The organism is Paenibacillus thalictri, from assembly GCF_004307995.1.
Taxonomy (GTDB): Bacteria; Bacillota; Bacilli; order Paenibacillales; family NBRC-103111; genus Paenibacillus_AF; species Paenibacillus_AF thalictri.
Window position 1 is genome coordinate 37,324 of record NZ_SIRE01000009.1, and the last position, 23,135, is coordinate 60,458.

A 23,135-nucleotide genomic window follows, 5' to 3' on the forward strand; every position below is an offset into this window, starting at 1 on the left:
TCTCTTTTGCGTTTAATGTAATGCTGAAGATACTTTTTTTTCGGTCAGAAGACTTTGGAAAATAGCTCACAGCATACCTAATCGATCCCCCAAATCCCCCGTTTGGGGGATTTTTTTATAGCGAATATAGTCGTATAGTTAGGAACAATGGCGAAAAATGACGTGGGTTTCCCGCCATTGGGGCTTGATAATGAAGCTTTTATGACAGAGAAATGTTGGAGGCGTGTTGTGAGAAAGAATCAAAATTGTATGGTGTTCGTTGTTATTGCATGTTTATTGTGCTCATACTTTGGACCGGTTGTACAAGCCAAAGCATCTGATGCAACGGACATTCATGGACATTGGGCGCAAAATCAAATCTCTGCATGGATCGATAAGGGTTTTGTAACAGGGTATGAAGATGGCAGCTTTAAGCCAGACAGCCCGATTACCCGAGCAGAGTTTATCGTATTGGTCAACCGGGCGTTTGGGTTTACCGCACAAACTGCAATATCATTTCATGATGTGCCATCGAGCAGTTGGGCCTACGCTGATATCGCAAAAGCGGTACAAGCAGGATATATTACCGGCTATGAGGATGGCACTATAGGTGTGAATCTTCCTATTAGCAGACAAGAAGTAGCTGTCATCGTCAGCAGGCTGTTGAAATTGAACACGGCTCATGCCGAGGGAAATGCAATCATTGCGGATGCAGCCGGGCTTGCCAGTTGGAGTAAAGATGCAATTAACGCGGTAATTGCCGCGAAGATTATGCAAGGCTACAGTTCAGATCATACATTTAAACCAACAGCGTTTATTACTCGTGCAGAAGCGGTAGTCACGTTGGGGCGAGCAGCGGAAGCACAAACGCAAATGCAAGCGCATGTAGTTGCATTTGACCAAGCCGGCACTTACGGGCCGAAAGAAGGTGTAGAGACTGTTAATCAGAACGTTGCCGTCAATGCACCTGGGGTCACTTTAAGAAACATGGTGATTAATGGGGACTTGCTTTTGGGTGAAGGCATCGGTTCGGGGGATGCTTTTCTGGAAAATGTAAAGGTTACAGGAAAAGTAACGGTCCGTGGTGGCGGAGAGAACAGTATTCACTTTAATAACTCTGTCCTTGTTGATGTAGTTATCGATAAACAATCAGGGACAGGCGTTGTCAGAATTGTATCGGAAGGCGCAACAACGATAGCCTTAGTTATCGTGAATTCTCCGGCAACACTCAAAAACTCAAGCGCGTCAGGATTTGGCTTTGGGAATGTAAATGTAAGTTCGGATTTGCCGGCGGGTTCGAAAGTGACTCTGCAAGGCTCATTTGATACAGTGAATGTAAGCTCCATTCAAGCTCAAGTGGATTTGCCGGAAGGCAGTATTAATACCATGAGCGTCAGCTCTGCATCTGCTGGAACATCAGTTAACTTAAGTCAGAGCATGACTGTAAATTCGCTTGTTCTGGATGCCGTTGTTAACATACTGGGTAAAGGTACGATTGTCGCAGCAACGGTGAACGTGCCCGGATCAACGTTCGAAAACCCGCCTTCGTCGATAAAAACACCAGAATCACAACCAGCTACGACACCAAGCTCATCATCAAGTTCAGGTTCATCAAGTTCTTGGGTTAAATACCCACCGACAGCTTCCGGCGTTTCCATCAGTGGAACAACAGCTGTAGGGCAGACGTTGACGGGTATTTATACTTACTCTGATCCATATAGTAGTGCCGAGAACGGGACAACATATCAATGGTATCGCTCGTATGATGCGCAGCTTGCGAATCATACGAAAATAGCAGATGCAACCAATCTGACCTATGTGCTTCAGAGTGAAGACTTAGGTAAGTATATCTCTTTCCAGGTTACGCCGAAGAACGCAACTTTAGCGACAACGGGTGCAGCGGTGGAAAGTGCGGCAACGACAGTCGTAGTGAAAGCCCCTGCGGCTCCTGTGGCAAAAAATGTGACGATCAGCGGGACGGCTACAGAAGGTCAGACGTTAACTGGCACTTATACATATGAGGATGCTAACGGGGATGTCGAGAACGGTACAACGTATCAATGGTACCGGTCAGATGATGTGCAGCTCACGAATCATACGAAAATAACGGGTGCGAGCAACCTAACCTATGTACTGCAGAGTGAAGACGTAGGTAAGTATATCTCCCTTGAAATCACGCCAAAAAACGCAACAGTGCCGACAACGGGTGCGGCGGTGGAAAGTGAAGCAACAACAGTCGTAGTGAAAGCTCCTACGGCTCCTGTGGCAAAAAATGTGACGATCAGCGGGGCAACTACAGAAGGTCAGACGGTAACAGCCACCTATACGTATGAGGACGCTAACGGGGATACCGAGAACGGGACAACGTATCAATGGTACCGGTCGGATAACGCACAGTTCACGAATCATGCGAAAATAACGGGTGCGACCAGTCTAACCTACTTGCTTCAGAATGAAGACGTAGGCAAGTATATCTCGTTTGAAGTCACGCCAAAAAACGCAACAGTGCCGACAACGGGGACAGCGGTGGAAAGTGCGGCAACGACAGTCGTAGTGAAAGCCCCTGCGGCTCCTGCAGCAAAAAATGTATCGATCAGCGGGACAACCGCAGAAGGTCAGACGTTAACAGGCGCCTATACGTATGAGGACGTTAACGGGGATGCCGAGAACGGTACGACGTATCAATGGTACCGGTCGGATAACGCGCAGCTCACGAATCATGCGAAAATAACGGGTGCGACCAGTCTAACCTACTTGCTTCAGAATGAAGACGTAGGCAAGTATATCTCTTTTGAAGTCACGCCAAAAAACGCAACACCGCCGACAACAGGTGCGGCAGTGGAAAGTGCAGCAACGACAGTCGTAGTGAAAGCCCCTGCGGCTCCTATAGCAAAAAATGTGTCGATTAGCGGTACAACCACAGAAGGTCAGACGTTAACCGGCACCTATACGTATGAGGATGCTAACGGTGATGCCGAGAATGGGACGACATATCAATGGTACCGTTCGGATAACACGCAGTACACGAACCATACGAAAATCACAGGAGCAACCAGCTTAACCTATGTACTGCAGAGTGCAGATGTAGGTAAGTATATCTCTTTTGAAGTTACGCCAAAAAACGCAACACCGCCGACCACGGGCGCGGCTGTTGAACAAATGGCTTCCAGCAAAGTTCGAGCAATGCCCAACGTGCAGTTGGATGGCTCTTTATCGAACCACATGCCGGTTATTAACGTGAGCAATATAGACTCCGGAAACAAAGTGAAAGTATACGATACGGATGGCGTTACACTTGTAGGATCGGGAGACGCAACCGGGACCACCCTTACTATTTTATTGGACGCTTTAAGTACCGGATTGCATAATATCCATCTGCAAATCACCGATGCAACAGTTTCAAACAACGTGTACTCCAACGTGCTAAATTATTCAGTTGATCCTATCACCATAACTCCAGTCAATCAATTGTCTGAGGGAGCGGGCCATATGGTGGTGTTGGACAGAAACGGACAAGTCTATACGTGGGGAGCAAACTGGGGTGGCCAAATAGGAGACGGGACGATGACAACGCATCCTCAGCGATATCCGGTACCGGGCCTGCCCCAAGATATCATTGCTGTACAAGGTGCTATGAGCCAAACATTGGCACTGACCTCACGCGGCCAAGTCTGGAGGTGGGGGGCAGGATCAGCGAATACGCCTAGTGTGTTAAGCAGTCTTGATCATATAGTTGCCATTTCGTCAGAGGGCGGATCGAAATCTTTAGCTTTAAAGAGCGACGGTACCGTCTGGGCATGGGATGATTATGGAACACCGGCTAAGGTTACCGGTCTGGATCATGTGATTGCATTACAAGGCAGATGGGCGGCTACTTATGCGTTAAAATCAGACGGAACCGTCTGGGCATGGGGCATCAATTCGCACGGGGAATTGGGCGATGGCACGACGACCAATAGAACAGAGCCAGTTCAAGTAACCGGCCTGCCGCAGATTGCCTCGATCCATATGGGCAATACGCATGGATTGGCATTAACGGTTACGGGTACGGTATATGCTTGGGGTTCCAACGATAGAGGTCAAATAGGAGACGGAACAAATACGAACCGGCTGGTTCCCGTTCAAGTCCCGGGTTTATCTCAAATTAAGATGATTAGCGCTGGGGATTATAACTCATTTGCCCAAGATGTTAGCGGCAATATCTATTCATGGGGGTATAACGGCAACGGTCAGCTAGGTTTTGGTCATAGTAATGATACGAATACTCCTGCGGTTATCAACGGACTCACGGATGTGATCGCCATTACTGGGGGTGGAGGAAACACGACGATTGCCCTCAAAGTGGACGGAACGGTTTGGACATGGGGCGATGGCTACAATGGCATGCTTGGCGACGGAGGAAATAATAGCCGCTCAACGCCTGGCGTAGTAGCTGGTTTTAACTTGATCTCACCGCAGTAATGGTATCTGGGAGATCGTAGGGAAGGAAACCTTCTTAAATTATAAATGAATCGCGGCAGCCAGGGACTTGGAGTCAAGTTCCTAGCTGCCGTATTCTTTTTCAAATAACAATACTCACGGATTCGGGCTATAATAATCCATATGACTATTATGGATGCACTCGCTATTTTAAAATAAACGGTGATTATGATGAATCCTTCTTTGCACTTGCTGTACCGGCCGATCCAAGCGAACGGCAGAGTCGCCTCCCACCGCTATATAGAGATCCTGCCCTCGCCTGAACTGAGGCCCTATGTCGCATGTTACTGGTCGTCCGAGCCGCGTTTCCCGCCGGACTTATCTGCAGACGCTGCGGACATAACGGTCGTCGACCGGGTGCTGCCTGACGGATGCACCGACATTATCTTCGAGCAGAATCTTCGCGATCACCATTATCAAATCCGTTATTGCGGCATGTTCGATCATCCGTTCTTGCTCCGTTACGATACAGAGCGCCCGGTTCGCAGCTTCGGGGTACGTTTCTTCCCGGGCGGATCCTATTCGTTCATCCGCGCGTCCATGGCCGAATTTTCCAATCGGCATCAGGATTTGGATGGAATTTGGCCGGGGATAGCCGGCCAAATCGGCGAGCGCATCATGGAAGCGGCGACACTGGACGCCAAAGTGCAGGTTATGGAGCGTTTCCTGTTGACCATCGCCATGAAGAATGAAATGGCAGCCGATCACTTGACGGCTAACCTGCTTCATCGTATTTTTGCGGCCATGGGGAATGTTAAAGTCCGCGAATTGGCGGAGAAGGAAGTGGTCAGCGCAAGGCAACTGAACCGAAAATTTATCGAGCGGATCGGCTTCAGTCCGAAAACGTTTTGCGATATCGTCCGTTTTCAAACCCTTGTTTGCGATCTCAACGTGAATCGGGAAGCGGATATGCGGATGCTTGCATTAGAGCGCGGTTTCTTCGATCAAGCGCATATGATTCATGATTTCAAAAGATTTTATGGGGAGACACCGCTCATCGCAGCAAGGGAATATCGAAGGATGTCCGATTTTTACAATCCCGCTCGTAAGTGAATCTTTATAATAAAACCGAGACGAAATATTTAGGAGATGATGAAATGAGCGGCATTTTTCCATCAAAAACGTTGAGCGTTGCCATCAACCGCAAGCCCGCCGAGGTCTGTGAATATGTGTGGGACGGGAACAATCTCCCGGAATGGCTGATCTCCTTTTGTCAGTCAGTGCAGCAGGCGGGCGATGCGTGGATTCTCGAAACGACGGAAGGCCGGATGACTTTCAGATTCGTGGAAAAAAATCCATTTGGTGTGCTGGATCACGAAGTGACGCTGCCCTCCGGCAGCCGGATCATGAATCCGATGCGCGTTGTTCCGAACGGCTCCGGGTGCGAGGTGCTTTTTACGCTGCTTCAGCTGCCTGAAATGTCGGACGAACGATTTGCTGTGGATGCAGGGATGGTCGAGCGAGATTTATTGTCTCTAAAGGTCAGAATGGAACGCGCGGAAGCGAACAGTGAGGGCTAGTTGGGCAGCACTGCGAATGAATATTTGAAGCCTAGGCTAATTATTCGGCCTAGGCTTCTTATGCGAGTTATGGTGTAGACAAAATGGCATTATGAAAGTTCACTTCTAGCTGCTTTGCTTGGTTGGATAAGCTGCGCTTTCTCTTTTGCCGCTTTTTTCACCAGCAGGAAATAAGAAAGCATTGCCGCTGCGCTAGTGCATAGAATGATGGCGCCCAGCGGAACTGCCGTGTTTTCCCCTGCAATGCCAACTAGCGGAGAAACGACCGCGCCGAGCAAAAAGGGAATAACGCCCATCAGCGCAGCCGCACTACCCGCCATATGCCCCTGGCTCTCCATCGCAAGAGGAAAAGCGGCAGTGGATGTAATACCGATGGAAGCTACGAAGAAAACAAGCGGAATGACGAGTGCGTACAGCGGTCCGTGGAAAATGGCTACCAATAACACCGCGATGCTGGCAGCGCCGGCAAGGCATAAACCAAGCAGCAGGAAAGTCTGCTCCGACACGCGGTGAGCCATCCGGCCGACCAACTGCGAGCCGATGATCAAGGTGATGCCGTTGGAACCAAACAACAGTGCAAATACCGTAGGGGAAACTCCGTAAATATTTTGATAAATAAATGGTGTCCCGGAAACGTAAGCGAAAACCCCCGCAATCATGATCCCTTGTGCGAGCATATAACCTACAAATGAACGATCAAGCAAAAGCGACCCGTAGTTTCGCAGCTGCTGAGCGAAATTGCTGGGACTGCGGCGCTCGACCGGCAGCGTCTCTTGGAGTCTCCATTTTGTAATGATCAGGAGGTAGATCCCCAGGAGTGCCAAAGCAATAAAGACGCCGATCCAACTCGTGAGTGCTAGAACGCCACTTCCCGTCACCGGCGCCACCAGCGGCCCCAAATTTCCGACAAGCAAGAGCAGCGAGAAAAATTTGGTGAGCTCGTGCCCGCTAAATAAATCGCGTGCGATGGCGCGGGAGATGACAATGCCTGCCGATGCAACAAAACCTTGCACAAGCCGTGCAAGGATCAGCAGCCAAATACTCGGCGAGATCGCACAAGCTAACGATGCCACAACATAGATAGCCATGGATATGAGCAGCGGCTTGCGCCTGCCATACACGTCACTGAGAGAACCCATAACCAGTTGGCCGACGCCAAGTCCTAATAAGCAGGCGGTCAGGCTGAGCTGGACGAGGGAAGCTGTCGTGCCGAATTGTTCTACAATCTGAGGAAAAGCGGGTAAATACATATCGATGGTAAAAGGGCCAAGTGTCGAAAATAAGCCGAGAAGCAGTGCAAGTCTAACGGCTTGCTGTTTGTTCTTACCGGTCATCGTATGATGTTCTCCTATTCTTCATTCCATATCCGGAACTCTTATCTTTTTTTGTTACACCACTTTATCATAACTGAGTTGATTTTGACAACAGTTTTATTGTGATATTACTGTTAAGAAAAGATTCGCTATTTACAAGGAGGATAGGTGGAGAAAAAGGGGCATATAGATCAAGTTTAAGCAGAAAACAGTGCTGGCAAAAATATTCAGAATGCTTCGCAACTATCAGGAGATGCTAAGAAGAAAATCGTTGATTACTTGGAAAATCTACCGGACGGAAACTGCTTATGCCATGGGATTTTCACCCCAAAAACGTTATAATCGGCGAACGTAACTGGATTATTGATTGGATGACGGGTTGAACGAAAAACGCCCTTTAAGCTGCATCACAGCCTAAAGGGTGTTTTGATTATTTACTCTTTAATGCCTCATTTAGTTCCTGCGTAATCTTGGTGAAATTCGCGTCGGATTTCATCTTGGCTACGAAATCGTCCCAAGCGGCCAGCGGCTCCTTGCCCATAATGATCTTGATTTTCATATCCTGGATTTTCTTGTTCAGATCCGGTCCGGCGGTCAGGGCAGTATTGGAAATCAGGCCATAAGCCGGATCGGCCACGCTGAGGTCGGTGCGGTCGTCGATGAGCTTTTTGTTGCGCTCGTAGTAATCTTTTGGAATACCGCTGTAGAAAGCGCGCAGGTACTTATCGTACCGGTTGAAAATTTGCAGCAGATTGTTGCTGACGTCCGGAATATTGTCCGTTTTGGCCTGTTCGGTCGGAACTTTAAAGCCGTCGACGATCGTGTAGTGCTTATCCTTGAGGCCATAGTTGGCCAAATCGACAACGTCCTCGTTCATAGCTTTGTCCATGAACCCAAGGAGCTGTTTCATCTTAGCCTCGGGGACCGTCTTCGGAATGACGTACATTCCGAGCAGGCCGCTGTCCTTACCGGCAAACTTTTTGCCGTCCGGGCCGATCAGATAGGTTAGCGGGTAAGAATCCGCCTTCGGATCGATTTTACGCATAGCGTCGGTAAACAGCCATTGCGGATTTAAGGCCGAACCTAACATCCCCGCTTTATTGCCCATATATTGCTCACGGCTCTGCGTGGATTTGAGCACGGCGAAGTCTTGCACGAGCACCTTCTCGTCATAAGCCTTTTTCAGCCATTCCAAGGCCTGCCGCTCCGTCGGTTCAAAAATGACCGGCACCAGCTGCCCGTTAACCGTCTTATAGCTGCCCGGTGTGCCATTAAACACATTCTCAATCCAGGTTAATGAGCCCATCGACTCTTGGGTGACATCGCCGACGAGACCAATCGTGTCAGCTTTGCCGTTGCCGTCCGGATCTCCTGTAGTGAATGCTTTAACCACATTAAATACATCGTCCATCGTTTCGGGAACCTTGAGCCCGAGCTTATCCAGCCAGTCTTTGCGCAGCTGCACCCCCCAGCTGCCATCCAGCGGACGCGGACGCGGCACGCCGTAGTTCTTGCCCTTGACCTTGGCGTTGTCCCAGATAATCTGGGGCATTGAGCTTAAGTTTTTATAATCCTTGATGTAAGGAGTGACGTCCCAGAACGCCCCGGCTAATGACATTTGCACGACTTGGGCATCGTACGGGTTGCCGATGTAAGTGAGCTCCGATAAATCGCCCGAAGCGAGCATGACCTTTGTTTTTTCGTTAATGGTATTAAACGGTACCCAGTTAATGTTCAGCTTGGAGTTCGTCAGCTTCATAATTTCTTGCAGCACCGGATTGGATGGGTCGATGGCCTGAGCTCCCTGCTGATTAGCGAAAATGCTGATCTCGACCGGACCGGCTGGCGCAGCTGCAGTACCTGCCCCTGTACCCGTACCCGAGCCGGTATTCCCGGCTGGCGGGCTTTCTTTACTGCTGCAAGCGGCGAGTGTTGTGGAGAAGAGGAGAACGGTTGCAATGGAGAGCATCGTAGTCTTGTTCGGCATTTGAATAAGAACCCCCTTAATGATTATTGTACCATGTATAGAAAGGAAGACGGAGCTTTCCCTCTAACCTTTGACGGAACCAACCATAACGCCCTTGGCAAAATGTTTCTGCAGAAAAGGATAAACGAGCAGAATAGGTGCGGTCGAGATGATAATCGCCGCCATTTTCAGCGTATCGGTCGGAATGCGGATGTCGCTGGCAAGCGTGTTCGCCAATTCGCCCGAGGCGGAGCTGGAATTGTCGATCAGCAGCATCTGCAGCACGATTTGAAGCGGCCGCAAGTCGGCTTTGTTGATGTAAAGAACGGCGGAGAAGAAGGTGTTCCAATAACTCACGGCATAGAAAAGGCCAAAGGCGGCAAGAGAAGGCAATGATAGCGGCAAAACGATGCGCCAGAAGGTGCCGATGTCGGTGGCCCCGTCGATTTTTGCAGCTTCCTCAAGCTCGTCGGGCAGGCTCTCGAAGAAGCCGCGCATCAAGATGACGTACCAGCCGCTTGTCAGCACCGGGATAATGAGAGACCAGATGCTGTTGATCAGGTGAAGCTCGCGAACCAATAAATAAGGAGGAATAATGCCCGGGTTAAACAATGTAGTCATTAGAATCAGGATCAGCAGCACCCGGCGGCCTTGCAGCCGCTTGCGCGACAGCGCATAAGCTCCGGCGGACGTTACGATCAGGCTGAGCAACGTGCCTGCGGTAGCGAGAAAGGCGCTGACGCCGGTTGCTTTGACAAAGACGTTGTTCGCAAGCAGATAACGGTAGGAAATGAGGGACCATTCCTCCGGAAATAAAACGAGACCTTTTCGTAAATACTCTACGGGAGTTGTGAAGGAAACAACGAAGACATAATAAAACGGAAACAACATGATCAATGCAACAAACAGCAGCAAGACGATGATAAAGCTGTCGAACAGACGGTCGGATGAGCTTCGGATCATAAATGTAAGGCCTCCTTACGAAAGCGATAGGGTTAATAAACGCCTTCGCCGAATTTTTTGGCTAACCGGTTGGTGAGCACAACGAGGATGACGCCAACAATCGACTTGAACAAACCAACGGCGGTACTGTAGCTGAACTGTGCTTGTTGAATCCCGCTGCGGTACACATAGGTATCGAAGACGTCGGCCACTTCCGACACCGCTCCGTTTGTCATCAGATACACCTGCTCAAAGCCGACGTCCATCATATGACCGATGCGCAGAATAAGAAGGATGATGATGACCGTGCGGATGGCAGGCAGGGTGACATGCCAAATCTGACGCAGTCGTCCGGCGCCGTCCATCCGGGCGGCTTCATAAAGCTGAGGGTCAACGGAAGCAATCGCCGCGAGAAAAATGACGGTGCCCCAGCCGGCTTCCTTCCAAATCGATTGAAACGTTAGCAAGAGCCAAAACACGTTCTGATTCGTAAGGAAATCGAACTTGGCGAACCCCAACCCGGCAATCAACTTATTAATGATGCCGTCCGATGTGGAAAGCATCAGAAACGTGATGCCGCTGATGACGACCCATGAGAGAAAGTGGGGCAGATACACCACGGATTGAACGATACGCTTGAGCCATTCCTTCCTTACTTCGTTGAGCATGATGGAGAGCAGGATCGGGAGCGGGAAAAACAAAAGCAAGCTTAGCAGATTGATGGCCAGCGTGTTGCGCAGCAGCTGCCAGAAAGCTTCATTAGAGAAAAACCGTGCAAAGTGCGCAAACCCGACCCACTCGCTATTCCAAAAACCGGTATAAGGCGTGTAGTTTTTGAAGGCGATGAATACCCCCCACATGGGGACGTATTTAAATAATAGAAAATATAGCAGCATGGGAGCTGCGATGAGATAAAGAGCCCGGTCGCGGACCAGTCCGCGCCAGATGGCGGACAGTCTGCTGCGTCTTACACTCGTGTTTCGCTGTGCGCCCTCCTGATAAGGGAGCGTTGCGGGTTGTGATTGATTCGTATCCATGCATTCACCTCGCTAATGTGGTCTGTGGCTTAAGCTTATGACCGGCCGCCATTTTCCGCAATTGGACGTTCATTCCCGCTGCTTTACCGGAGATGCACTCTTTTTCCGGGCGATTTCCTGTCATTGCACTTTCATTCTGGGCATGATTTTCAATTGTTGCAGCGGAATTTTTGTAATATGATGTAGGTATTTCACGGGACTGGAGGTGGGGAGGATATGTGGAGAGGAAGAGGGAAGCATCAGCGGAGGAGCTTTCTTGTCGCCGCGATCAGCGCCTGCCTGCCTGTGGCATTGATTGGAATTCTCGTATATTTGATGGTGACGGACAGGATCGAAGCGGAGACCAAGAAGTTCCGCCAGAGCCAAGTCGCCTTCGCAACCGAGAGGATTGACAGCAATTTGAATCATTTGGAGCTCGCCATGGCACAGTGGACGTTTCGGCTTCCGCTCGAGACCAACCTTGGCGATCTGAATGTGGAAAACGATTACAAGGATGTCCAGACGATCTACCGGGCTCTGACCTGGGTGAAATCGTCCGATCCGCTTATTGAAGAGGTTACGTTGTATCTGGAAAATCAAAAGGTGCTTGTTCGCGACAATTCCGGCATTATTCGGCTGACAACACCTGACGAGATTGCGAGTTACCGGAAGCTGGCGATGGGGGATACGGATCTAAGCTGGACCCCGCTCTATTCGAAAAATGCGAACGCCGCCCAATATATGCTGGTCGTGCGTCTGCCGGGTCGCCTTGCTGCGCTGTTTGTCGAAATTAATGCCAAACAGCTCGATAAGCTGATCGGCGAGCTGGAGCCCGAAGGCAAGGGGGCGACGATTTTGCTGCAGGAGGAAGGAAAGCCGATCTCGCTTGGCCGCAGGGCGATCACCGATCCGTCCGATCTGGACGCGAAACTGCTGGAATCGGCCCGGGAGCTGCGGGGAACGGCGGGAGAACCGCGCATCGAGCGGTGGGAGGGCGGCACCTACTCCGTCTCTACCGGCAGTATGAAGCGGATCGGCAAGCTGTGGACCGTAGCCGCTGCTGCGCCGATCGAGCAGCTGACGAAGCCGGTGCAGGTACTGTCGCGTATCATTGTCGCAACCGGCGGCTTCGGACTGCTGCTTGCGCTTCTCTTATCATGGCTTGCTTACCGGCAAATCTATAGCCCGTTTCGTCGTCTTGCGCAGCAGTTAACGGGCCGGGCGGGCCACGATGCTCTTGATGACATCACAAGCGAGTGGAAACATCTGTCCCGCGAGAGCCAAATTCTGCAGGAGCGGGTCGATAGCCAGCTTCCGACATTACGGGAGAGCTTCCTGCTTCAGCTCGTGCAGGGGCATCTTTATTTCCTTAGCGAAAAGGAACTTGCGGAACGGATGGGGCAGTATGGCTGGGATGTGAGGGAGCGTATCTTCGCGGCGATGGTCGTGCAGGTGCACGGACTTTACGAAAGCGAGGGCAGGTTCTCGGAGGGGGATGAGCAGCTTGTCACCTTTGCGGCGGCGAACATAGCGGAAGAGCTGACTATGGGTAAAGCGTTGGAGGTTAGCGTCATTAACTTTCAAGATTTGACTGTTGGGCTGCTGCTGCGTTTCCCGGCACACCTTGCGCATGAACTCTTGAAATCCGGCTTGTATCATCTGGCGGATGAGCTCGCCGCTACCTTGCGAGGACTGCTGAAGGTCGAAATCGCCGTTTGTGTAGGCAAATCGGTGACAGAGCTGAGAGAGGTTCCCCGCCTGTTCGAGGATGCCCGCGCCGCCTTGAATCACCGCAAGCTGGGGGTACCGCAGCAGATTCTCGACGTCGAGGAGCTTATGCCGTCCGGCCGGGACGAGATCCGTTATCCATTCGAGATCGAAAAGGCGCTGCTCCAGGCAGTCAAGCTGGGGATGGACGAGGAGCTGGAGCGGCTGTTCATCGACTTCTTGGCGGAGCTGAAGGCTCAGGCGATCAAAGAGATCGAGGTCCGGCAAGGTGTTATGCAGTTGTGCGGGAACGTGCAGAACACGATTCTGCAGGCAGGCTACAATCCGTTTGAGCTGACCGGAGGAACTATGCTTTGGGAGGAAATGGGGGAGCAGCGGGATCCGCACGGGATTTTGGAGCTGCTTCGCAAAAAGCTGCTTCGTCCTTATTTGCGCAGGCTTCACGGTTCGCAGGATATGCAGTTAAAGCTGCTGATCGAAGGGGTGCTTGCGACGATTCACGCGAGCTACATGAAGGATATTTCGCTTGAATCGTGCGCTGATCTGCACGGAACGTATCCGAAGCGGCTTAGCTTGGGCTTCAAGCAGGTAACGGGGCAGACGTTCAGTGATTACTTGACAAAGGTGCGGCTGGATGAGGCCAAACGTCTGCTGTTCGAGACGGATGAACCGGTGGGGGAAATTGCTTTGAAGGTGGGGTATCAGCCGCCTTATTTCAACCGGTTGTTCAAGAAATACGAAGGCATTACCCCCGGTCAGTTCCGCGAGCGCCAAGAAGGTCAGGGCGGCTAACTTAAGTCTGAGAAAAATCACCTGAGTTCGCAAAGGGGATGTTCCGCATGGACTATGAATTTTTTAAGGGCTTTGATCCCAAAATTGTCGATGTCGTCAAACGAGACCTCCCATTTTGGCATAGTTCCGACTTCAGGTTATATCGGGAACGGACTCGTTTGCATATTTTGGCCTTGGTTGTTGCGGGGGAAGGGACACTTCGTCTCGGAGACAACGAACGGCAAGTGCTGCTGCCAGGCACCGTTTTTCAAGTATGGCCGGGAAACCGCATGGAAATTTTGACGAGCCCCGAACATCCCTTATGTTTTTATTCCATCCACTATCAGTATGGATTGCTGCATTGGTCCGGCAATAAAGCGGAATGGCACGGGGCTGAAGGGCCGCTGCCTTGCGGCGACTATTTGCCCGGTCTCGGGACACAAACGATGGATGAGAGCTTCATGCAGCTTCATCACATATGGCACCACAAAGAGGTCGGGTACGATTGGGAAGCACGTGTCGGTATCTTAAGCATCATCATGCACCTGACTGCTGCAGTAGCAAGAAGAAGAGCGGTTCAAGAGGCAGGAGCTGCGGCTATGATTGTGAAGGCGATTTCACATATCAAAGCGAATTATCGGGAAAACTTGACAAGAGAGATGATGGCGAAACACGCTTCGCATTCTCCGGCTTATTTTTCTAGTTTATTCAAAAAACACACAGGGTTCTCGCCTATTCAGTATTTAACGAGAATTCGGCTGGATAAAGCCAAACAGCTTCTCAGAGAAAGCCAAATGCCTATCAAGCAAGTGGCGGAGGAGGTCGGGTTCACGGATTCATTCTATTTTACCCGGTTGTTTACTCAAGATACGGGGCTGACGCCCAGCCATTATCGCAAAGCTTAACGATCGATCAAAAATCCAGATTTGAAGAACGATTCTGCATGTACTGCGGTTCTTTTATCTTCTATTCTTAAGCCATAGGAATTAGAAAACAAAGGAGATACAGCAGATGACAATCGATACGGAAACGAATGCAAAGCCGCGTATTATTGACGCCGACGTGCATAACGCGATTGCGAAACCAAAAGATTTATTGCCGTACCTGCCCAAGGTTTGGCATGATCAATGGCTAGGGGTTGGACCTGGATACGGCGGCGGATGGTATTCGCCTATCGGAGTTATGCGTAAGGATGCCAAACAACCGGACGGCGGCACTCCGGGCAGCGATCCGCATTTCATGCTGAAGCATCATTTTGAAAAATGGGGCATTGATTACGGGATCTTGACCGGCTCCGGTATTCTGGGCGTTTCCTTAAATCCTGATCCGGACTTTGGGAATGCGGTGGCAAGCGCTTATAATGACTGGCTTGTAGATAACTGGCTTGCGGTGAGTCCGGTATACAAAGGGTCGATCTTAATTAATCATGCGGATCCTCAGGCCGCTGCGAAAGAAATCGACCGCATGGCCAAAAACAAAGATATGGTTCAAATTATTATGTGCAGCGGCTCTAGAATGTTGTATGGGCAACGATTTTTCCATCCTATCTACGAAGCCGCTGAGCGCAACGGGTTACCTGTGGCTGTCCATCCGGGAACGGAAGGACGCGGTATAGCGGGAGCGCCCACGCCTTCGGGATATCCGACGAAGTATATTGAATGGCACAATATTTTGCCGACGAATTATATGGCGCATGTGAACAGCCTTGTATGTGAAGGTGTTTTTGAAAAATTCCCGGGACTTAAGTTCATCGCCATCGAAGGCGGTATCGCTTGGGCGCCGCACCTCATGTGGCGGATGGATAAAAATTATAAGGCGTTGCGCGATCAGGTGCCGTGGTTGAAAAAGTTGCCTTCGGAATACATCCGGCAGCATGTGTACTTTACGACTCAGCCGATTGAAGAGCCGGATAAGCCGGATCAGTTGAACCAGATTTTTGATATGATCGGCGCGGATACGAACATTTTGTTTTCCTCGGATTATCCGCATTGGGATTTCGATAATCCCAGAGTCGTGCTGCAGCCGATTCGTAGAGACTTGCGGCAGAACATTTTGTGCGATAATGCGATGCACTTATATAAATTGTACGAGCGGCCTCAAGTCAAGACGGAAGTCAGCATGCAAGGGGAGCTGTAGCCATGGAAGCGGAAAAAGCTATAGTGACTCCCCAGAATCGTGCGCAGGCGAAGGAGAAAGAGAAGACCGGGTATCCGGCCTGTTCCATCCATGATGTGCCCCAAGGAGGGCGAAAGATCGTTGAAGTCAGAGGGATGGAGATCGGGATCTTTCATATCGGGGATTTGTGGTATGCATGGCGCAACGTTTGCCCGCATGCGGCGGCGCCTGTCTGCGAGGGTGTTGTCTGCGGAACCCGAATGCCGTCTCTGGTGTATGAATATGAGTACGGTAAAGATCAAGAGGTCCTGCGCTGCCCTTGGCACGGATGGGAGTTTGATCTGTTAACCGGCAGGCATTTGGCAGAGGAGAGCGGTGTGCGGCTGAGAGGATTTGAAGTGGAAATTATCGATGACAATGTGTATGTATTCATTTAGGTCTGAGGTCTCTGAACAAGTGAACGCTGCATGTGCGAATCATTCTTCCGATCGCTGATTGTCCCCGAATTTCTTGGATTGTACCCGCTTGTGGCGGGTGAAATTCGGGGACAAAGGCGAACGCTGGCGCTTCTCCAGAATGATTTCGCTCACTCGGCTACTTTTTTCGGCGGCTGCTTCCGGTCTTACACCACCTTGCCCGGTTCCCCGCGCAAGGTGGTGTAAGACCTTTGTGAGACAGCTCCCTTATTGCGTAGGCCGCGTGGCTTCGACCGCCGCCATGTGCCGCCGGGACGCGCGTGTGGGAGTTCTTTCGTTCAGCAGCTTATACGCCGCCAGCCGCGGTTTCCGTTCGCTGCTCGGCGGAAGCCTCGCAGAAGCGGGAGTGATTAGCGGCAATGAGCCGGTTGATCTGCTCTCTCTTGGCCAGCAGCCATGCCTCCGACCGCGGATATTCGCTGAACGTGATTGGCGTCTGTAAATCGCCTTCCAGCAAAGCCATGACTTCTTCTCTTCCGATAAAACTTTCCAGCAGACGAAGCGCTCTTAAATCTTGCAAAGCTTCGTAAAACACTTCCATTCGCAGCGACTCGATCGGACCGCCTGCTCCGGGATATACCAGGAAGGCGTCGCCGGAAGGGAAAGCGTGGCTGGCGTCGGTCTGAACAAATGGGTTCAGCGGTCTTTTCGAATATTGCGAATACCAGAAATTGTAACCCCAGTGCAGAAAGCCGGCGGCGTCGAACTTGTACAGCTGGATGCCGATAATCCGGTTTCTCGCCGATGGAATGTTGAAGAAGCGGTTGGATGTGTTCACTCTCTGCGATACGCAATAATACGTCCATAACGGCCGAACTTGATGCTCGATAAAAGGTTCGATGTGATTGCTTGCCGGAACTGGAATTTTCACCGCTCCTTGCTCGTAAAACGAATAATCGGACAATGCGTCGATGATCGGGTAAGGGTCCAAGTACTGCCTTGTGAAGCGGCTCAGCTTCTGATATTGCTCCAGATCGCCGCCCCTCGGTTCGTCGGAATTGTGGAAATAACATCTTTTCTCCAACCCGTGCTGCCGGGTAAACTTCACAAGCTCCGGTAAAAATTGACCGAGGAAACCGAGATACTCCGGACCGCCCGCGTCCGTCTCCCAGCCGAATATTTTGCGGCGAACGCCATCTTCTTCCGCCATAATTTTGGGTGCATGTTTTGCGCCCCACTGCGTAAACAGGTGAGAGAATTCGAAATATTCGACACCCAGACGGTTGCACATTTCGACCCAGCGTTTCAATTTGCCGAATGAAAAGTGGTAAGAATCGCCGTGTTTCTCCACATCAATCAGTTGAACGGTAGGCCGTTCTCCTCCGATGGCCGTGTCCAAAGGAGGCGTAAACAGCGGAGTCAGAGTCATGTTGATGCCATGCCGGACCGCCGTTTCGATATAACGCTCGATCATCTGCCAGTGGGGCTCGCTGAACACGTCCAAGCCGTAGTAGGTTGCCAGACAGTCCGTATGCAGCCATTCCGTGTGTATGAGCTGCTGCTTCGGCAAAGAGGCCCCCACAATATCGAGTTCAAAAGTTTCTGAGCCGATCAGCTTGCCTTCTGCATTTTGGAACAAGATATGAATATCATATTTCCCGGGTTTCACGTCGCGGTCCGGTTCAACCGTGACCCAGACGGAGCGCCATTGTCCCGGCAGTGCAGCAATCCCGTCCTCCGGATGAATCGGATACAGCGGATCGGGGAATAATCCCGGCGTTTTGCGGAGCACATGCTCGTCGGAGTTTTGCAGGTAAGGCAGCTCCGAAGGAGCCAGCCCTACCGCCCGAAGCGATATCCGCGCGTTGATTGGAGAACTCGCGTTCACCTCAACCGACTTGATCAGCAAGGCGGCGCGATAAGCCACCTGGAACGAATAAGTTTCTTTTTTGAGCGCGCTGCCGGCTGAATAAGGTTCGGCGGTCAACTCCTCATCGGCGAACACTTTAGTTAATGAGCTTAAACATCTGGTTTCCAGCAAGTCTGTCATGCGCTCCACCTCTCTAGCTGAATGCTTGTTTTCCTTTCCCGGCCGGTCCGGCAAGCGACAGCTGCCCTCCGCCGCGAACCGGCTCCCGTACTCCGTCCAGATTCAGATCGACATAACGGACGAACCAATCGTCGAGTTCGCCCTTCAACAGTTCGACTTGTTCGCGATATAACGGATCGTCGATCAGATTGCGGCGCTCATCCGGATCCGCCGCCAAATGATACAACTCATGCGGTCCGTAAGGATACCGGTGCACGTACTTCCATTCCTGTGTACGCACCATCCGCACCGGCCCGTATTCATCGCAGATGAACACACGATCGCGTTCCGCCGTCTCTTTCCCAAGCAGCAGCGCTGCGCAGCTTCTGCCGGGCAGCGCAGCGCTCCCCTCATGCTCGAAGCCCAAATAATCAAGCAGCGTCGGCATAAAATCGTACCCGCTCACCAGCGCGGAGCATACCGTTCCTTGAGGAATCGTGCCGGGCTGACTGAAGATGGCCGGTACTTTAACGGAGCTGTCGTACATATTCAGCGGGAAGGTACCGTTGCCTTTTCCCCAAAATCCGTGCTGGCCGCAGCTAAACCCGTTGTCGCCCATAAAGACGACAAGCGTATCTTCTCTGAGGCCTTTCTCCTCCAGCTTGTCGAGCAGCCGTCCGATCTGCGCATCCATGGCCGTTACAGCGGCGAAGTAACCCTTCAGGTTCTCGCGCCAGTCGGTGCCCCACGGCGGATTCGGAATCGCCCATGGATGGGCCGGCTCCTGCGGGCAAGATTCGAATGGGCAATCGTCGTACAGCGCCACGAATAGTTCGGGATGATTGCCGATCCACGGGCTGTGCGGCGCGGTATAATGAACGCTTAAGTAAAAGGGCTGCGCCCCGTCCATACGGTCCAAAAATTGCAGCGCATCGTCCGTAATCACATCCGTCACATATTCCGGCTCGACGACCGTTTGGCCGTCCCGAATCATCGGCGCATTGTAGTAGGGACTGCCTCCGGATTGGTGCACAAACCAATGCACAAATCCTTTCTGCGGCGTCATGCTGTCGCCCAGGTGCCATTTGCCGCTCAGTCCGCACACATACCCGTTATCCGCTAAAATATCGGTATAGCCGATCTGTCCTTCCAAATAACGGATCGATCCGTCGCCCATATTGCCTTGCCGAATCCAATCGTGCACGCCGTGCTGGGAAGGGATACGTCCGGTGAGCAGAGAAGCTCTGGCCGGAGAGCAGACGGGCGAAGCGCAGAAAAAGTTGTCAAACCTCATGCCCGTCGCCGCCAGCCGGTCCAAATGCGGAGTCTGTATTTCGCGGTTGCCGGCGCAGCCCATCGCCCAAGCTCCCTGATCGTCCGAAAGAATGAATACTACGTTAGGTTTGTTTGTACGCTGAGCCGTTGTCATGCTTCCACTCCGTTGCTTTTATTTTTTGGCCGCCTTGTACGCGGCAGTCACTTCCTGCAAAATTTTGTTTCCGCCTTGATCGCGCCATTTCTTGGACAACTCGGCAATACCTGCGTCGATGTCGATTTTGCCGGTCAGCATGTTCATAAAATATTGGTTTTGCAGCTCGTTGACGACACCGCCGAATTCCGTCTCCGCCGCTGTGGTTACATTGACGAGGTTAGGCACCATATATTTTGTCGCGATCGTCACCGATTCTTTGGCGCGGTCGGCTTGCGGTTCCGTTTGCGGCAAATAGTTTTGCGTCAGCGGCCACATGACGCTGCCCCATGCGAGCGGGTGAGACCAGCCGCTTGGCGCAAAGCTGTCTTTGGCGCGTTCCGCTTCGTTATACGTAATTTTATCTCCCTGCTTGGTGTAATGCACGTTTTCGATGCCAAGCTCCAGCAGCTGGCGGCCTTCCTTGGAGAGCATAAACTCGATGAACTTGGCCGCTTTCTCCGGATTTTTGGCTCCTTTGGTCACTGCGGTGAACAACCCGGTTTTCGGCGCGCCGACCATCCCGGCTTTGCCTTCCGGTCCTGCGGGCGGGGCCATGTATCCGAGCTTGCCTTTCGGATTTACTTTTTGCAAGCTGGTTTCAATCCGGTTGACGTGACGGAACATGCTGGCGTCCATAAAACCGGCTTTTCCCTGATAAAATTTTTGCTCTTTCATCTGCAGATCGTTCAGCATAAATTCGGGATCAAGCAGTTTTTCATCCCACAGCTGCTTAATATACGTCATGCCTTTTTTGAAAGCGGGATGCTCGAATTTCGGGATCACATTTTGCTTGTCATCCAGCGCCCAATCACCATATGGCATACCGTAAGCGTAAAAGATGAAGTCGAGGCCGGCCGGACCGGGCTTGCGTGTCGTAAATCCGTATGCGCCTTTTTTATCGGGATCTTTAGCGACCGTTTCCTTCAGGGTGTTGCGGAATTCATCCAGCGTCTTCGGAGGCTGCAGGCCCAGTGATTCCAGCCAATCGGCCCGATAGCCAAGCAAATAATTCGACTTTTCCAGCTCAAGGAAAGGGTACCCGTAATATTTGCCGTCCACCGCGGTCCAGCTTAGCTTGCTCTCCAGCCGTTCCTTCACCGTCGGCATATCCTTCAAATAATCGTTGATCGGTACGAGAAGGCCTTCCTTAATCCATTGCGACAGCGAATTGGACGGGTAATTGATTGTCACGATGTCCGGAATGTCGCCTGTGGCCATCGCCACGTTGATTTTATCGTAAGCGCCTTCCGGAACGACCTTAAAAGTCAGATCGATGCCGAGCCGTTTGTTGATTTCCGCAACGATGCGGTCATCCGGCTTAATGCTGCTCGCGGCAACGTCCCCCGTCGTCATAAAAACAATTTTCGTCGGAGCATCGCTTTTTTTGCCGGAGCTTTCGGGTGTGGCGTCCGGTTTGCTCGAACAGGCCGCCAGCATAGGCAGCAGCATGGAAACGGTGACGATAACGGATGTTGTTTTTCCTATATGTTTCATAAATAGAGCCTCCCTTTTGATTTTCCGTGATAATGCGGCTTCGCTTACTCTTTAACCGCTCCTAATGTAACGCCTTGCACAAAATATTTTTGGAAAAACGGATAAATCAGCATCACGGGAATCGCCGACAGCATGATGGAAGCCATCTTGATCGACTGCCCCAGCAGAAACGGATTGTCTCCGCCGCCTTGGAAGCTTGCTTCGTTCTCCAGCAGCATCGCCCGCATAAACAGCTGGAGCGGCCACTTCTCTTTATCCGTAATATACATCACGGCGGTGAAAAACTCGTTCCAGCGGAACACCGCATAAAACAAACTGACGGTTGCGATGGCAGGCAGCGACAGCGGCACGACGATCCGGAACAGCACCCCGATGTCGTTGCAGCCGTCCATCCGCGCCGATTCTTCAAGACTTTCCGGAATGGATTGCAGGAAGGAGCGCATCACAATCAAGTTGTACGTGCTAAGTGCCGTCGGAACGATGAGGGACCATACCGAATTCATCATGCCGAGCTGCTTGATGACCATATACGTGGGGATGAGGCCGCCGTTAAACATCATCGTAAACACGATCAGGAACAGAAACAGCCGTCTTCCTTTCAGTTCCTTTTTGGTCAAGGCGTAGGCCGCCATCAAGGTAACGACAATGCTGATCAGCGTGCCTACAGCAGTAACGAATATCGTAACCCCGTAGGAGGACCACAGCTCTTTCATTTTAAAAATATAAGCGTAAGCTTCGAATGTAATCGTTTTCGGGAAAAGGTGCACATTGGACGCCAAGCTTTCGTCGAGCGGTATGATCGAAACGATCAGCGAATCCCAGAATGGATACAGCGTGGCCAAAGCGATCAGCGACATGATCAAATAATTAGCGGCATCAAATGTTTTGCTTGCCAAACCGCGTCTCATTCCCATGTTAGTAAACCCCCTGTTCGCCCGTCATCCGGGCCAGCTTGTTGGCAGCCACCAGGAGGAGGAAGTTGATGACCGATTTAAACAATCCGACCGCCGCAGCCAGGCTGAATCGACCTTCGGTCAAACCGATCCGGTAGACGTAGGTGTCGATGATGTCGGAAACCGCATAAACCGCAGGGTGATACAAGATGAAAATTTGCTCAAAACCCGCTTCCATTAAGTGACCGATTCGTAAAATCAGCAGGATGACAATTGTGCTTTGGATGCAAGGGAGCGTGATGTGGACAACACGGCGCCAGCGGTTGGCTCCGTCTATAGCGGCCGCTTCGTACAACTGCGGATTAACGCCGGTCAGCGCCGCCATGTAGATGATCGTATTCCAGCCGAACTCTTTCCAAATCATCGACCAGACCAAGGTGCCGCGGAAATGCTGCTCGTCGCTTAAGAAGCCGACCGGCGATCCGCCGAACGCCTGGATCAGTTTATTGACAACTCCGCTGTCGGTGGACAGCAGATTGATCAGCAGTCCGCCTAATATGACCCAAGAAATAAAGTGAGGCAAATAAATAATTGTTTGTACCGTTCTCTTGAAAGCGACAAGCCGGATTTCATTCATCAGCAGCGCTACAATAATCGGCAGCGGAAACCCGAACACCAGCCGGTATAAGCTGATCACGATCGTATTCCATAAGACGTCCCAAAATTTATCCAACGAAAACAAGTACTCAAAATGCTTGAAGCCCGCCCACGGGCTGCCGAGAATGCCTTTGGTGATGCTGAAGTCCTTAAATGCGATCAGCGCTCCGTACATCGGATAATAATGAAACACCCCGTAAAACAGCAATGCCGGCAGCAGCATCAAATATAAATACCGGTGAACCCAAATTTGTCTCCCAAACATGCTGCGTTTGGTCATTCGTCCTTTCGAACGAATACCCGCTCCGTTGTTGGCTATGGGAGTAGTCATGGGCATAATAAAACC

The 23,135-nt window shown here is 51.3% G+C and carries 16 protein-coding genes; 7 read left to right on the forward strand and 9 right to left on the reverse strand.

Annotated elements, in window-relative coordinates; all coding sequences use genetic code 11:
* Window positions 1–177: 177 nt before the first annotated feature.
* The 3 genes from EYB31_RS13385 (at window position 178) to EYB31_RS13395 (ending at window position 5,978) form a co-directional block, all read left to right on the forward strand.
* A complete protein-coding gene (locus EYB31_RS13385) occupies window positions 178–4,440 on the forward strand; it encodes an RCC1 domain-containing protein (RefSeq protein ID WP_165452402.1) in 4,263 nt (1,420 codons plus the stop codon).
* Window positions 4,441–4,626: 186 nt separating this feature from the next.
* Window positions 4,627–5,511 (forward strand): AraC family transcriptional regulator, encoded by an 885-nt coding sequence (locus EYB31_RS13390; protein ID WP_131013852.1) that lies wholly within the window; start codon window positions 4,627–4,629, stop codon window positions 5,509–5,511.
* A gap of 44 nt (window positions 5,512–5,555) precedes the next feature.
* Window positions 5,556–5,978, forward strand: coding sequence for an SRPBCC family protein (locus EYB31_RS13395; protein WP_131013853.1), 423 nt, complete (start codon window positions 5,556–5,558; stop codon window positions 5,976–5,978).
* Between the two features lie 89 nt (window positions 5,979–6,067).
* Here the strand turns inward: EYB31_RS13395 and EYB31_RS13400 are convergent, their stop codons facing one another.
* The 4 genes from EYB31_RS13400 to EYB31_RS13415 form a co-directional block, all read right to left on the reverse strand.
* Window positions 6,068–7,312, reverse strand: a complete 1,245-nt coding sequence (locus EYB31_RS13400; protein ID WP_131013854.1) for a multidrug effflux MFS transporter — start codon at window positions 7,310–7,312, stop codon at window positions 6,068–6,070.
* Window positions 7,313–7,721: 409 nt separating this feature from the next.
* Window positions 7,722–9,278, reverse strand: coding sequence for a type 2 periplasmic-binding domain-containing protein (locus tag EYB31_RS13405; RefSeq protein ID WP_131013855.1), 1,557 nt, complete (start codon window positions 9,276–9,278; stop codon window positions 7,722–7,724).
* A gap of 63 nt (window positions 9,279–9,341) precedes the next feature.
* On the reverse strand, window positions 9,342–10,220 hold the full coding sequence (locus tag EYB31_RS13410) for a carbohydrate ABC transporter permease (protein WP_131013856.1): 879 nt from the start codon (window positions 10,218–10,220) through the stop codon (window positions 9,342–9,344).
* A 32-nt stretch (window positions 10,221–10,252) separates the two neighbouring features.
* Window positions 10,253–11,236, reverse strand: a complete 984-nt coding sequence (locus tag EYB31_RS13415) for an ABC transporter permease (protein WP_131013857.1) — start codon at window positions 11,234–11,236, stop codon at window positions 10,253–10,255.
* Window positions 11,237–11,452: 216 nt separating this feature from the next.
* Between EYB31_RS13415 and EYB31_RS13420 the strand changes: the two genes are divergently transcribed.
* From EYB31_RS13420 to EYB31_RS13435, 4 genes are all read left to right on the forward strand, one after another.
* Window positions 11,453–13,735, forward strand: coding sequence for a helix-turn-helix domain-containing protein (locus EYB31_RS13420; protein WP_131013858.1), 2,283 nt, complete (start codon window positions 11,453–11,455; stop codon window positions 13,733–13,735).
* Window positions 13,736–13,782: 47 nt separating this feature from the next.
* The gene (locus EYB31_RS13425) at window positions 13,783–14,619 is read left to right on the forward strand and encodes a helix-turn-helix transcriptional regulator (protein WP_131013859.1); all 837 of its coding nucleotides are present in this window, start codon (window positions 13,783–13,785) and stop codon (window positions 14,617–14,619) included.
* 106 nt (window positions 14,620–14,725) lie between these two features.
* The gene (locus tag EYB31_RS13430) at window positions 14,726–15,850 is read left to right on the forward strand and encodes an amidohydrolase family protein (RefSeq protein ID WP_131013860.1); all 1,125 of its coding nucleotides are present in this window, start codon (window positions 14,726–14,728) and stop codon (window positions 15,848–15,850) included.
* A gap of 2 nt (window positions 15,851–15,852) precedes the next feature.
* Complete coding sequence (locus tag EYB31_RS13435) at window positions 15,853–16,266, forward strand: Rieske (2Fe-2S) protein (protein ID WP_131013861.1); 414 nt, start codon at window positions 15,853–15,855, stop codon at window positions 16,264–16,266.
* Window positions 16,267–16,591: 325 nt separating this feature from the next.
* Here the strand turns inward: EYB31_RS13435 and EYB31_RS13440 are convergent, their stop codons facing one another.
* The 5 genes from EYB31_RS13440 to EYB31_RS13460 are packed head-to-tail and all read right to left on the reverse strand — an operon-like array spanning window position 16,592 to window position 23,126.
* Window positions 16,592–18,295, reverse strand: a complete 1,704-nt coding sequence (locus tag EYB31_RS13440; protein ID WP_131013862.1) for a DUF4091 domain-containing protein — start codon at window positions 18,293–18,295, stop codon at window positions 16,592–16,594.
* A gap of 13 nt (window positions 18,296–18,308) precedes the next feature.
* A complete protein-coding gene (locus EYB31_RS13445) occupies window positions 18,309–19,703 on the reverse strand; it encodes a sulfatase family protein (RefSeq protein WP_131013863.1) in 1,395 nt (464 codons plus the stop codon).
* An 18-nt stretch (window positions 19,704–19,721) separates the two neighbouring features.
* Window positions 19,722–21,239: an extracellular solute-binding protein gene (locus tag EYB31_RS13450; protein ID WP_131013864.1), complete on the reverse strand. Its 1,518-nt coding sequence runs from the start codon at window positions 21,237–21,239 to the stop codon at window positions 19,722–19,724.
* A gap of 44 nt (window positions 21,240–21,283) precedes the next feature.
* Entirely contained in the window at window positions 21,284–22,153 is an 870-nt protein-coding gene (locus tag EYB31_RS13455) for a carbohydrate ABC transporter permease (RefSeq protein WP_131013865.1), read from the reverse strand.
* 1 nt (window position 22,154) lies between these two features.
* Window positions 22,155–23,126 carry an ABC transporter permease gene (locus tag EYB31_RS13460; RefSeq protein WP_131013866.1) on the reverse strand — a complete coding sequence of 324 codons (972 nt, stop codon included), beginning with the start codon at window positions 23,124–23,126 and terminating at the stop codon, window positions 22,155–22,157.
* Window positions 23,127–23,135 lie beyond the last annotated feature (9 nt).